The sequence below is a fragment of the Avibacterium avium genome (assembly GCF_900454535.1).
In the GTDB taxonomy this organism is placed as follows: domain Bacteria; phylum Pseudomonadota; class Gammaproteobacteria; order Enterobacterales; family Pasteurellaceae; genus Avibacterium; species Avibacterium avium.
In genome coordinates this window covers 1,977,161-1,990,918 of sequence record NZ_UGSP01000001.1, presented here as the reverse complement: position 1 = coordinate 1,990,918, position 13,758 = coordinate 1,977,161, and the positions used below count along the sequence as shown (strand labels likewise).

The following is a 13,758-nucleotide window of genomic DNA, read 5'->3' as shown; positions in this document are numbered from 1 at the left end:
AAAGTGCGGTAAAAAATAAGGCAGATTTTCATCTGCCTTGATAATAAGTTGGTTAAATTGTGAAATGAATATCTAAGGAAGATTATTTCACGCGCGCACCTGCTTTAGCGCCAGAATCTACATCAAGCAAGAATAAATCTGCGCCGCCTGTGCCTGCGGAAAGGATCATTCCTTCAGACATACCAAATTTCATTTTGCGCGGTGCAAGATTGGCTACCATAATCACCATTCGCCCTTCCAGATCTTCTGGTTTGTTGTAGGCTGCTTTAATGCCCGAGAACACTTGACGCTGTTCCACGCCTAAATCTAGGATAAATTTCAATAATTTATTGCTTTCGGGCACGGCTTCGCATTTCAGTACTTTGGCAACACGCAAGTCTAATTTGGCGAAATCATCAATGGTGATGGTTTCTTCAAAAGGCTCAAAATCTGCTGCATTTTGTACCGCACTTTTTTCTGTGCTACTTTGCGGATTAAGTTGAGCATTTTCCGCTTTTGATGCTTCGATCATTTGCTCAATTTGCTTCATATCTAAACGAGAGAACAAGGCTTTAAACGGCGCAATTTTGTGAGCAAGCAATGGTGTTGCAAGGTTATCCCAAGTAATTTCAGTCTGTAAGAAGGCTTCAGCACGTTCGGCTAATTGGGGTAGCACCGGTTTTAAGTAACCGATTAATACACGGAATAACTCAATACCCATTGAGCAAACTTGTTGTAACTCTTGCTCGCGGCCTTCTTCTTTGGCAATGACCCAAGGGGCTTTTTCATCAATATATTTATTGGCTTTATCCGTTAATGCCATAATTTCACGAATGGCTTTGCCGAATTCACGGTTTTCGTAATAAGCTGCAATGTGATCCGCTTGTGAAGTAAATTCTGCAAATAAAACAGGATCTTGCAAGCTGGCCGCTAATTCCCCAGCAAAACGTTTTTGGATAAAGCCTGCATTGCGTGAAGCAAGATTGACTAATTTGTTTACTACATCGGTATTTACGCGCTGTACGAAATCTTCCAAATTGAGATCTAAATCGTCAATGCGGTTGCCTAATTTTGCCGCATAGTAGTAACGTAAATATTCGGGATCAAGGTGTTTTAAATAGGTCGCCGCTTGGATAAATGTACCGCGAGATTTCGACATTTTCTCGCCATTCACCGTAACATAACCGTGTACAAAAATATTATCAGGCTTGCGTAATGTCGCCCCTTCTAACATCGCTGGCCAGAATAATGAGTGGAAGTACATAATATCTTTACCAATAAAATGATAAAGCTCAGCTTGGCTATCTTTATGCCAAAAACTGTCAAAATCAATGTTGCCTTTACGGTTGCACAGGTTTTTGAATGAAGCCATATAGCCAATCGGGGCATCAAGCCAAACATAGAAATATTTGTTTTCTGTGCCTGGGATTTTAAAGCCGAAGTAAGGTGCATCACGAGAAATATCCCATTGTTGCAGCCCCGCTTCAAACCATTCTTGCATTTTATTTGCTACTTCTTGTTGCAATGAACCAGAGCGAATCCACGCTTTCAACATTGCTTCAAAACTTGGTAAGTCAAAGAAAAAATGCTCACTTTCTTTCAACACAGGCGTTGCACCCGATACCGTAGAACGCGGATCGATTAATTCCGTTGGGCTGTAAGTGGCAGAACAAACTTCACAGTTATCGCCATATTGATCAGGGGATTTACATTTTGGACAAGTGCCTTTAACAAAGCGATCAGGCAAGAACATTTGCTTTTCAGGATCGAATAATTGCGAAATAGTACGGCTTTTGATAAAACCATTTTCTTTTAATTTATTGTAAATGCTTTCTGCTAGCTCGCGATTTTCTTCGCTATGGGTTGAATAATAATTATCAAAACTAATGTTAAAGCCTTTGAAATCTTCAACGTGTTTTTGTTGCACATCAGCGATCAACTGCTCAGGGGTAATGCCCATTTGATCGGCTTTAAGCATAATTGGCGTGCCGTGCGCATCATCAGCACAAACAAAATAAATTTCGTTGCCACGCATACGTTGGAAGCGCACCCAAATATCGGCTTGGATATGCTCAAGCATATGTCCTAAATGGATCGGACCGTTTGCATAAGGCAATGCGCAAGTGACTAAAATTTTACGAGGTGAATTTGACATTATCTGTTACCTTTATCATCAGAAAAATTGTGCCGAATTTTACCTTATTGGCGGTATTTTTTCCAGTTCAAGGCGGTTTATCTCAATTTATACTTAACAGCACCGCCTTGCCGTGTTTAAATATACCCACAAATTTACTCAACTATTCTCTAACCATTTACTTAACAGCGACTTAACAATAGGAAATAATGATGAGCATTCATTTTTCAGCGAATTTAAGCGAGGCTCAACAAGCCGAAATTCAACAATTATTCCAACAATTTCAACACCCTAGCTTACAACGTGATTTAATCAGCCTTAATGCGATCAAAAAAGTGGAGCTAGGCGCAGGCGTTTTACGCATTGAAATCACAATGCCTTTTGCGTGGAACAGTGGTTTTGAACAATTAAAAGCAGCGCTAACCACTGCGCTAGAAAAAATCACCCAAGCCACAGAAGTAAAATGGGTGCTGAACTACCAAATTGCCACCTTAAAACGCGCCAATAATCACCCCGCGGTAAAAGGCATCAAAAATATTATTGCAGTAAGTTCAGGCAAAGGCGGTGTAGGCAAATCCACCGTTTCCGTCAATTTAGCCTTAGCCTTACAAGCACAAGGTGCAAAAGTTGGCTTGCTCGATGCGGATATTTATGGCCCGTCTGTCCCCCATATGCTTGGCGTGGCAGATCAGCGTCCAACTTCGCCAGACAACAAACATATTAACCCTATTGAAGTGTATGGATTACGCACCAACTCCATTGGCTATTTGATGGAACCTGATAACGCCACCATCTGGCGCGGCCCAATGGCAAGCAGTGCGCTAAGCCAGCTTTTACAAGAAACCTTATGGGCGAAAGACGGCGTGGAGCTAGATTATTTAGTAATTGATATGCCACCCGGCACAGGCGATATTCAGCTTACGCTCTCACAACAAATCCCTGTAACTGGCGCGATTGTGGTTACCACACCGCAAGATATTGCTTTAATTGATGCGATTAAAGGCATTTCAATGTTCCAGCGCGTTTCTGTCCCTGTGCTTGGCATTGTGGAAAATATGTCTGTGCATATTTGCAGCAACTGCGGCCATCACGAACCTATTTTTGGTACAGGTGGCGCAGAAAAAATGGCGGAAAAATATCAAGTAAAAGTGCTAGCACAACAGCCATTACATATCCGCTTGCGCGAAGATATGGATAACGGCAAACCAACAGTTATTTCCGCACCAGACAGCGAAATTGCCCAATCTTTCCTACAACTCGCCGAAAAAGTTGCCAGCGAACTTTATTGGCAAGGCGAAATTATTCCAAGCGAGATTTTATTTAAAGCGGTGGAATAAAAAATAGCATCAACGAAAAGAGCGGTGGTTTTTCACGGAGTTTTAAGTGGTTAAAAATTTGTGGAAAATGACCGCTCTTTATTATTTGGTTCTTTATTGTTGGTTAAACGCTTTTGTCTTTAGAATGAATAACGGGTTTCGCCGTTGGCGACTTACTTTCTTTTGCTTACCCAAAAGAGAGTAAGCAAAGAAAAGCTCCCCAATCATCGTCAAATTTCTCTTACTCACAGCCTGCGTTATTTTGTCTTGCCGTACTGGCGTACTGTCTTCGACAAAATGCCTTGTCTGTAAGTGAGAAATTTAACGAACCCGCTTTTCCTCATTCCAATAAAATTTTCTTAACGAAAAATCAGCCTGATGTTCGCTTCGCTCTCGCTCGGTGTGATTTTTCTAAAAATTTTAGGGGCTGTAGTAGATTAGCAACAATGCTATACTACAAAAATGAAGATAACATATTGTAAATTAAAGAAATCCATACAGAAAAAACTGCTTGAGTTTTTTGTCGCAGAAGTTACTGCAAGAACGGCAGCAAATTTGCTAGATATTCAACCGAATACAGCCGCTTTGTTCTACCATAAAATCAGGCTTGTGATTGACTATCATTTATCCCTTGAAGTTAACGAGATTTTTGAGGGGGAAATTGAACTAGACGAAAGCTATTTTGGTGGTCATCGAAAGGGAAAACGAGGACGAGGAGCGGCTGGAAAAGTTGCTGTTTTTGGGTGACTAAAACGACAAGGAAAGGTATTTACTGTTGTGGTTGAAAACACCAAGAGAGAAACATTACTCCCTGTTATTAAAAGAAAAATCAAGCCTGATGGCTGGGTTTATACGGACACTTATCGCAGTTATGATGCGCTTGATGTGAGTGAATTTCACCACGAACGAATCAATCATTCCGAGCTATTTGCGGTGAAACAAAATCATATTAATGGCATTGAAAATTTTTGGAATCAGGCGAAGCGGATACTGCGAAAATATAATGGAATTAACCGAAAAAACTTTCCTTTATTCTTGAAGGAATGTGAATTTCGGTTTAACTTTGGGACACCAAAAGAGCAGTTAAAAATATTGCGAAAATGGTGTGAAATTTAGGGCTAATCTACTACAGCCCCATAAAAAATGTGGGAAAAAAACACCGCACTTTTTATATTAACAATAAAAATAGGCTTAATGATTAAGCCTATTTTTTATCCATCAATTATGCTTTACTCAACTCGTCCGCCATCACTTCGGCTTGTTTGAGCATAAACTCAATGGCTTCATCTTTGTTCTCTGGTGGGTATCCATATTTTCTGAGCGTTCTTTTGATCAGCCCACGCATTTTTCGCCCGCACAGATTCCTTATACTGCCAATCAATGGTAACGGATTTTTTCAATTTTTCGGTGATTTCTTTGGCGAGATTCAGCAACACTTCATCGCCCAAAATTTCCACCGCACTTTGGTTTTGGCTTAAGGCATCGTAAAACGCCAGCTCCGCCGTGCTAAGGCCTAATAAATACTATTATTCGATAGCAACAAACACTTTGCCTTTCTCTCTATTTTTCGCATAAAATAGCTTCCATTAGTATCAAATGCTTTTGTTTGTTAGTAACGAACAGATTGATAAGGAGTTAGTTTATGTTGTTAAAATCAGAAATTACCCAAGCTATTACAAGCCAGCAACAGCAGTTATTATCGCAGCAGACCTATCCACGAAAAATACTGGAAAAAATCAAAATTCTGCCTAATTTTGCTTTGGTGGTGTCGGGTATTCGTCGTAGTGGAAAAAGTACATTGCTCACTCAACTTATTAAGAAACAAGCAGAAAATAATTATCTTTTTCTCAACTTCGATACCCCTCAACTTTTTAATTTTGAGTTTAGCGATTTTGCCTTGCTCGATGAAATCATTGCAGAAAACCCACAGATTCAAACACTCTATTTTGATGAAATCCAAGTGATTGACGGTTGGGAAGTGTATGTGCGAGGCAAACTTGATCAGGGCTATCAAGTGGTGGCAACGGGTTCTAATGCCTCTTTGCTCAGCCGTGAGCTCGGCACAAAACTGACAGGGCGGCACATCAGTAAAGAGCTTTTCCCTTTCTCTTTTGTGGAATTTTGCGAATTTCTCGGCAAGGCAAAAAATGCTGAAGGGGTCTCAGATTATTTGACTCTCGGTGGTTTTCCGCAATATCTGCAATTTAATGAAGATGAAATTTTAAACGCCTTGATTAACGATATTTTATACCGCGATATTATCGTCCGTTTTGGCATTCGTGACGAACGTGCGATGAAGCGTCTGCTACTTTTTCTGGCGGGTAATGTGGGCAATTTAATCAGTGCAAACAAACTCAAACAAAGCCTTGAAGTAAAAAGCACTTCCACCGTACAGGAATATCTTTCGCATTTAGAGCAAGCCTATGTGATCCATTTGCTGCCAAAATTTGCTTATTCCTACAAAACTCAGCTCGCTAACCCACGAAAAGTCTATTTTATTGACAATGGTTTACAGCGTGTAATTAGCCCATCTTTCAGCCAAGATCTTGGCAGAAAACTGGAAAATGCCGTATTTTGGGAACTTAGACGACAATTTTCCGAGCTGTATTACTACAATGAAAACAACAAAGAATGTGATTTTGTGGTCTGCCAAAACAGCACGCCAACACAGATTATCCAAGTCTGCTGGCAGATAAACGCCGAAAATATCGCCCGAGAACGGGACGGCTTAGTTGATGCTATGAATTTCTTTAAATTGGAGCAAGGCGTTATTGTTACTTTTGATCAGGAAGATAAAATGATTGTTGATGGCAAAGTGATTGAGATTGTGCCGTTTTGGAAGGTGTTTGGGGAACAAAATTATGGCTAAAATACATTTATTGAATGAATATAATCTTGCAAAAGCTAGCCATAAAAAAATGGAAAATCTGAAATAAAAAATGTGCGAAAAAATCACCGCACTTTTTATATTAACAATAAAAATAGGCTTAATAATTAAGCCTATTTTTTATCCATCAATTATGCTTTACTCAACTCGTCCGACACCACTTCCGCTTGTTTAAGGATAAATTCAATGGCTTCTGGCTCGTCATCAGGGGGATATTTATATTTTTTCAAGGCTCGCTTGATGAGAACACGCATTTTCGCTCGCACGGATTCCTTATATTGCCAATCAATGGTAACGGATTTTTTCAATTTATCAGTGATTTCTTTGGCGAGATTCAGCAACACTTCATCGCCCAAAATTTCCACCGCACTTTGGTTTTGGCTTAAGGCATCGTAAAACGCCAGTTCCGCCGTGCTAAGGCCTAATTCTTGCCCTTTGCTGAGCTGATCTTGCAGTTCTTTTGCAAGTTTTAATAATTCTTTGATCACCTCGATCACGGTTAAATTATGCGCATTATATTGATTCAGCGCTTCTTTGAGCTTTTCTTCAAAGGTTTTTTGCACCGCAATATTGTTGCCTGCTTTGTCGCGAATTTCCCGTTTTAAATAACTTTCAATGGCAGAAGCCCATAAATTTGGCTTGCCACTTTTTTCAACGATACCTAGAAAATTATCGGAAAGAATGGAAATATCAGGGTGTTCTTCACCCATTAATTCAAATAAATCCACCACGCCGTCTGATTGCACCGCTTGGTTGAGCAGGCGGACGAGCTTGATTTGCTTTTCTTTTGGTGAACTTGGTGAACCTTGCTGATTCGCTGTTTTGATGATGGTGGCACGCACCGCATCAAAGAACGCAATTTCTTGCTCATAATGCTGGGCTTTCGGCATCGAACGGCAAAGAGCAAGCCCTTTTTTGGCGAGCGAAACCGCCTCTAAAAAGGCTCTTTTACGTGGTGTTTTGGCTTTTTTAGCAAAATCTTGCGAAATTTCCCCCGCACTTTGTGGATCATCGGGGTTCTTTTCTTGATGATCTAATTTCAGAATATGATTTGCAGCATCCCCAATGGCTTCGAGTAATTGCTTCGGATTTCGCTCTTGCAAGGCGTGGGGTAAATCAAAAATCTTGCCCTCAACAGGCGTAGCAAATTGGCCACGGATAATGTCCAGATATTCCAACATTTTTTGAAACACCTGATTAATATCGATTGTTACCTCACCACTGCCACCTGCGTTGGTATATTCTTCCGAGGCGGCTTTGAGTTCGTCTCTCAAGCCTACATAATCCACAATCAGTCCGCCATTTTCACGGCTTTTATTGCGGAACACACGGTTTACCCGCGCAATTGCCTGCATTAAATTATGCCCTTGCATTGGCTTGTCGATATACATTGTATTACACACAGGCGCGTCAAACCCCGTTAGCCACATATCACGCACGATCACGATTTTGAGCGGATCATCAGGATCTTTAAAGCGTTTTTCTAAGGTTTTATGTTCAGGCTTAGAATAACTATGGGCTTGCATACTTTCAGAATCTGAAGCACTGCTCGTCATTATCACCTTAATCGCCCCTTGATTGACATCATCGCTATGCCAATCTGGGTGAAGTTTGACAATTTCATCATAGAGCTTCACGCAAATTCGGCGGCTCATCGCCACCACCATCGCCTTGCTTTCAATTAGCTCGTTGCGTTTTTCAAAGTGCTGTACTATATCTTCCGCTAAGGCTTTAATTCGCGAATCACTGCCCATTAACTGCTCACGCACACGGAACGCATAGCTATTTTCGTCATCATCAAGTATTGTTTGCGCTTCTTCCACCGCTAGCCCAAAGTCCTCGCTTTCATTTAGACGAATTTGACGCGGTTCATAGGAAATCGGCACAGTCGCACCATCATTCACCGCATTTTGAATGTCATAAATAGAAATATATTTGCCGAACACATCTTGCGTATCGCGATCTTCAAGGCTGATTGGCGTGCCAGTAAAGCCGATAAAGCTCGCATTGGGTAGGGCAGTGCGCAGATATTTCGCATAGCCCTCGCGGTATGCCCCTTGTGCATTGAGCTTTTGATGAAAACCATATTGCGAACGGTGCGCTTCATCGCTAATTACAATAATATTGTGCCTTGTATTCAACACAGGGAATTGGCTTTCTGTTTCGTTTAAGCCGAATTTTTGAATGGTGGTAAAAATAATCCCACCGCTTTCCCGTTTTGCCAATTCCACACGCAGGGCTTCGCGATCTTCCACTTGAATTGGCGTTTGGCGAATAATCTCTTGATCTTGGCTGAATGTGGCGAAAAGCTGACCGTCTAAATCATTGCGATCCGTTACCACCACAATAGTTGGATTTTTCAATTCTGGCTGGCTGATCAGTTTGCCTGCATAAAACAACATAGAAAGGGATTTGCCCGAACCCTGCGTATGCCACACCACGCCAATTTTACGGCTATCGCTTAACTGCGCGCCAATGGTGGCTTCCACCGCTGCATTCACGCCATAGAATTGGTGATAGGCGGCGATTTTTTTCACCGTGCGCCCTTTGTTATCGCTTTCAAACACCACAAAATTATGCACATAATCGAGCAAGGTTTGCGGAGAAAACAGCCCTTTCAGCAAGCCTTCAAGCTCATATTCAAATTTCACACGCTGGCTTTTTTGGCTTTCATCGACCACACGCCACGGCAAAAAACGCTGAAAATCTGCCGTAAGCGACCCCACCCGCGCCATTGTGCCATCTGAAATCACCATCAACTGATTAAACACAAAAAGATCGTCAATTTCGTGCTTATAAGTTTGTAGCTGATTAAAGGCGCGATCCAAATCCGCATTCACCTTAAAGGGATTTTTTAGCTCAAAAATCACTAGCGGTAAACCGTTCACAAAGCACAAAATATCGGGAATTCGCTTGCCTTTATTGCCCTGAATATCAAACTGATTGATCACATAAAAAAGATTATTTTCAGGCTGTTTAAAATCCACCAACAGCGCCACATCGTGCTTTTCCTGATCGTTTTGCTGATAACGCACCTTCACCCCTTGCTTTAACAGTTGGTAAAACTGCTTATTGCGTTCTTCCACCGGCAAAATATCGCTTTTGCACACCAATTGCACCACATCAAGCAAGACTTCTTCGGGCAAGTGCGGGTTAATTTTGCGTAAACTTTGCAATAAATGGGGCTTCAGCACCACTTCTTTCAGGCTATCCCGCCAAGGGCAAACCAGCTCAGCCAACACCTCCTTGCCATAGGCATATTGCCAACCAAGGGATTTCAATTGTTCAATGGCGAGATTTTCAATGGTGGATTCGTTTATTCGCATTGGGGATTCCTTTTGTTGTTTTTCATTATTTCAGCGTAGGGTGGGCTTTAGCCCACCGTTTAATATAATTTCCCATTCGGTGGGCTAAAGCCCACCCTACGGCCAAAGCGCGGTGAAAAAATTAATGATTTTTTTACCGCACTTTTTTATTTTTGTTGATTCTTCAGAAATATATTGGTTATCGCTGGATTGCCTCTCTATTTCTTTGTAAAGAAGAGATAGAATATTTCTGTAGGGTAATCGTTTTTTTAATTTTTCATAATAGTTGTAAGATTTATCTTGCTTTAAACAGATAAATAGTCGTAGTAATTCATCATCAATTTTATCATCATAGAAAATGTCAGGGCTTTCAGGTGAATATATTGATTTGTATATGTTTATTAATTCCAACAATCTATCTAATAACACTCTTATTTCATTTCTTTCAATTTCGTTTAATAATATGCTTGGGTTTTTTGCTTGCTCGTCTAGGTGTGCAGTTAATTTAACTCTGATATGCTGTACTTTTCCTAAAGTCTTTCTTATTGAAACTCGAATTTTATTAATCTTTATAAGGTTCTCATTATTTTTATCTAAATCTAAATAGGTTCTTAGTTTTTTAAAGCTTATTTGCTTTTCAGACTCTGTTATTTTATACATAGTGTTAATGGAGTCATATAATGTAATATTAGTAAGATGGTGGAATGTATAAGGTGTTTGATTAAACCACTTTATTTTACTCTTGGTTGATCTTATCTTTAATAAAGCACAATATATCCTAAATGCAGCATCTGCTTGTTTAAGATTGTAACCTATAACATCTATATAAGATTTTATTTCTTTATTCATAACTCTATTTCTCCACTCAAAAGTCTAGGCAATAATCCATCTCTAGTTTTAGTTAAAGTAGAATTTTCACCGCTGTTTACAATAATTTTATCCAGTAAATTTTTTACTACATTTTCAAAAGCAATATGGATCTCTTTTGTAGCAATGATTACTGGATAAGAAAGAATTTCCCTTGTGCTGATATTGGCTTGGGCTGAGCCTTTAGCATTCGTTTCAGTAAATGCCTTAAATTCTTTTTGTCTAGCCAGACAATAAATAAAACAATAATAATTCATTGTTTCTGTAATTTTTTTAGGAATAAATTTCGCAACACGTTGATTTATCATTGCCTTTTCTTGATAAGGTATTCTACCCACTTCACCAACATATCCAGTTAGCCCAACCAAAATATCACCTTCCGAAGCTAAAAAATCTGCCCGAAGCGTTTCATTTTCTGGTGCAACAAAACTGCCATTATCAAGCTCAATAAGCATTGGTTTCACTGAACCAATTTTTATGACAGGAATGCCTTCATCAGTCCATTCTTTGCTTTTAAAAGCATAACCGTTTTTCATTTCGCAAATATGGTTTAGCGTTGTAACCTCCCACCCCTTCGGCACTAATCCCATTCCACTTTCCACAAATTCGCTTGGGAAAGCGGCGGCGGTTTGTTGCAGTTGGTGGTAGGCGGTGGGATCTTGGGTTTTAAGTGCGGTGATTTTTTCCACAGTTTTTCCGCTTAAGCAAGCCATTGCTGCCAGTTCGGCTTGTTCGGTGGTTTCGCCACGCGCCAAGGCGTTGGCTTTGGCGTGTACAGGGGCGAAGTCGATAAACCAGTGTTTAAAAATCCCTTGTGCGATTTGTTCTAGGGTTTGGTTGGTTTGGGTGTTTAGTTCTATTTTCTGATCTAATGAAAATAACTTTTCAGCTATATCATTTTGTATTTTTATATCTATGTAAGGAATCATTAATTTACTGAGATCACTTCCCCGAATCCCTGAAGCCCCAGCACCTTGTTCTATTATAGTATCCATTATATTTCTGCCTATATTACTTCTAAAAAAATAGAAATAAAATAATGGGTTTGCTTTATTTTTATCTAATCTACATCTAATAATGTGCGATTCAAAACAGACTTTTTCATCATCGCTAATAAAAATAGAGCATTGACCAGCTCCGCTTCTTACCAAAGATTGTCTTGCAAAAAGTAAATCATAATTTTCTAATAGGGAGTTTTTTTCTTCTAATTCTGTTAAAGGCACTCTATCCATAGAAATATTATTAATTATAGGATAAGAAAATAGCTCACCCATATTTACCATTTTATATCCTTTTCCCCTAATTTTTTTAGGTTTTGTAACGCCATTTCTTAAGGGAATTTCAAATAAGGTTTCAAATGACACTTTTTTCATATTTAAATCCCCAAACTCTTCTTAATCTTCTCTTCCAACTCTCGCCCTTGTTCAAATTGTTGATTTAAAAGTGCGGTGAGTTTTTCCATTTTTTCGGCGAAAGGAATGCCGTCATCTTGTTGTTCTGCCGTGCCGACATAACGCCCTGGGGTGAGAACAAAATCATTATTGGCGATTTCCTCAAGGCTGGCGGCGTAGCAGAAGCCCGCTTGGTTTTCATAGCCGTTGTTTTGCTGCCAAGCGTGGTAGGTGTTGGCGATGTGGGCGATGTCCTCAGGGGTGAAATCGCGCAGGGTGCGGTCTTTCATATAGCCGATTTCTCGTGCGTCAATAAACAGCACTTCTTTTTTACGCGCTTTGTTTTTGTTTAAAAACCAAATGCAGGCAGCGATTTGGGTGTTGGTAAAGAGCTGGTTTGGTAGGGCGACCATCGCTTCCACCAAATCCGCTTCAATTAGGCGTTGGCGGATTTCGCCCTCGCCCCCTGTTTGGCTGCTCATTGAGCCGTTTGCCAGCACAATGCCCATTCGCCCTTGTGGCGCAAGGTGGTAGAGCATATGCTGAATCCACGCAAAGTTGGCGTTGCCTTTTGGTGGCACGCCGTATGCCCAGCGTGGATCACCTTGTAAGGATTCGTCCCACCAATCTTTCACGTTAAATGGTGGATTTGCCATTACAAAATCCATTTTCATATCAATATGTTGTGGATTAGTGAAGCTGTCGCCGCGTTTGCCAAAGTTAAATTCAATACCGCGGATTGCCATATTCATTGCCGCCAGTTTCCAAGTGGTAGGGTTGTATTCTTGTCCATAAATAGATACTTGGTTAATGCTGCCTTGGTGTGCGCGGATAAATTTTTCTGTTTGCACAAAGAAACCACCCGATCCCATTGCAGGGTCGTAAATGCGGCCTTGATAGGGTTCAAGCATTTCAACAATCAGGCTTACAATGGATTTTGGGGTGAAATATTCACCGCCTCGTTGTCCTTCTTTAGCAGCAAATTCACCAAGGAAATATTCATAAACGTGGCCTAGAATATCTTTTGCTGCCATTGAAATAGGTTCGCCGTTGTAAGTGGGCTGGCTGAAATTGGTATCAGAAAAGGTGGAAATCAAGCCGATGAGCGTTTTGTCGTTCACATCAAAACCTGAAATGCGTTGGATAATGCCTTTGAGTTTTGGGTTTTTATCTTCAATGGCGGTAAAGGCATTATCAATCAGATTCGCCACGCCACGGAATGTGCCACCCCAAGGCAATGCTGTTCCTTGATTTAAGGTCGCGATGCTACGAATGGTTTCCCAACGGGCTTGCGGTGGCACCCAGAAGATGTTTTCTGCCGCATAGTTATCTTTATCTTCCATTTCTTCATCAAGGACAGCTTGATATTCTTCAGGGGAATATTCTTTCGGATCAATATAAAGCGGGCTTTGTGGATCTTGTAGTTCGGTGAGAAGTTTTTTGCGATGGGCAGTAAAACTATCAGAAATATATTTTAAGAAAATTAAACCAAGAACGATGTGTTTATAGTCGGAAGCGGAAAGTTGGTTACGCAGTTGATCTGCCGCAGTCCAAAGACGGGCATCTAATTCTTTTAAAAACGCTTGCTGTTGTGCGAGGCTGGCACTAGAATCTTGATTGATTGATTGATTGATTGATTGATTGATTGATTGATTGATTGATTGATTGATTGATTGATTGATTGGGTCATTTTTTTGCCTTTTTTCTCTTTATTTCAAATCATTAAAACCGCTAAATTATATCAAAAAATGCCTAATTTTAAACCGCACTTTGCCTTTTATTTTGTGAAAAATAGAAGGTAAAGTGCGGTGAGATTTTGGCGAAAAATCTAAACTTTTAATGATCTTAATCAAGTTTTTTGCTAGAATGGCACAGAATT

Annotated in this window: 7 protein-coding genes and 2 pseudogenes; 3 read left to right on the top strand and 6 right to left on the bottom strand. The window is 40.3% G+C overall.

Annotation, left to right across the window (positions count from 1 at the left end):
- Positions 1-82 precede the first annotated feature (82 nt).
- Positions 83-2,134 (bottom strand): methionine--tRNA ligase, encoded by a 2,052-nt coding sequence (metG, locus tag DYC50_RS09565; protein ID WP_115249977.1) that lies wholly within the window; start codon positions 2,132-2,134, stop codon positions 83-85.
- A 191-nt stretch (positions 2,135-2,325) separates the two neighbouring features.
- Between metG and apbC the strand changes: the two genes are divergently transcribed.
- On the top strand, positions 2,326-3,450 hold the full coding sequence (gene apbC / locus DYC50_RS09560) for an iron-sulfur cluster carrier protein ApbC (protein ID WP_115249976.1): 1,125 nt from the start codon (positions 2,326-2,328) through the stop codon (positions 3,448-3,450).
- 441 nt (positions 3,451-3,891) lie between these two features.
- Positions 3,892-4,545, top strand: a pseudogene (locus DYC50_RS09555) (IS1595 family transposase).
- Positions 4,546-4,651: 106 nt separating this feature from the next.
- Here DYC50_RS09555 and DYC50_RS09550 read toward each other — a convergent pair.
- A pseudogene (locus tag DYC50_RS09550) lies at positions 4,652-4,946 on the bottom strand (type I restriction enzyme endonuclease domain-containing protein); the annotation flags it as partial.
- Positions 4,947-5,071: 125 nt separating this feature from the next.
- Between DYC50_RS09550 and DYC50_RS09545 the strand changes: the two are divergent.
- Positions 5,072-6,298, top strand: a complete 1,227-nt coding sequence (locus DYC50_RS09545; protein WP_115249975.1) for an ATP-binding protein — start codon at positions 5,072-5,074, stop codon at positions 6,296-6,298.
- Positions 6,299-6,447: 149 nt separating this feature from the next.
- Here the strand turns inward: DYC50_RS09545 and DYC50_RS09540 are convergent, their stop codons facing one another.
- The 4 genes from DYC50_RS09540 to DYC50_RS09525 form a co-directional block, all read right to left on the bottom strand.
- Positions 6,448-9,642, bottom strand: a complete 3,195-nt coding sequence (locus DYC50_RS09540; protein ID WP_115249974.1) for a type I restriction endonuclease subunit R — start codon at positions 9,640-9,642, stop codon at positions 6,448-6,450.
- Between the two features lie 96 nt (positions 9,643-9,738).
- Complete coding sequence (locus DYC50_RS09535; protein ID WP_115249973.1) at positions 9,739-10,470, bottom strand: hypothetical protein; 732 nt, start codon at positions 10,468-10,470, stop codon at positions 9,739-9,741.
- Positions 10,467-11,861 carry a restriction endonuclease subunit S gene (locus DYC50_RS09530; RefSeq protein WP_115249972.1) on the bottom strand — a complete coding sequence of 465 codons (1,395 nt, stop codon included), beginning with the start codon at positions 11,859-11,861 and terminating at the stop codon, positions 10,467-10,469. The genes DYC50_RS09535 and DYC50_RS09530 overlap by 4 nt, the downstream gene beginning before the upstream one ends.
- A 2-nt stretch (positions 11,862-11,863) precedes the next feature.
- Positions 11,864-13,513, bottom strand: a complete 1,650-nt coding sequence (locus DYC50_RS09525) for a class I SAM-dependent DNA methyltransferase (RefSeq protein ID WP_172459102.1) — start codon at positions 13,511-13,513, stop codon at positions 11,864-11,866.
- Positions 13,514-13,758: the final 245 nt, after the last annotated feature.

What these genes read in the sequence shown, in the direction of transcription:
- metG (WP_115249977.1), bottom strand. Translation starts at nt 2,134, where the DNA reads ATGTCAAATTCACCTCGTAAAATTTTAGTCACTTGCGCATTGCCTTAT.
- apbC (WP_115249976.1), top strand. Translation starts at nt 2,326, where the DNA reads ATGAGCATTCATTTTTCAGCGAATTTAAGCGAGGCTCAACAAGCCGAA.
- DYC50_RS09545 (WP_115249975.1), top strand. Translation starts at nt 5,072, where the DNA reads ATGTTGTTAAAATCAGAAATTACCCAAGCTATTACAAGCCAGCAACAG.
- DYC50_RS09540 (WP_115249974.1), bottom strand. Translation starts at nt 9,642, where the DNA reads ATGCGAATAAACGAATCCACCATTGAAAATCTCGCCATTGAACAATTG.
- DYC50_RS09535 (WP_115249973.1), bottom strand. Translation starts at nt 10,470, where the DNA reads ATGAATAAAGAAATAAAATCTTATATAGATGTTATAGGTTACAATCTT.
- DYC50_RS09530 (WP_115249972.1), bottom strand. Translation starts at nt 11,861, where the DNA reads ATGAAAAAAGTGTCATTTGAAACCTTATTTGAAATTCCCTTAAGAAAT.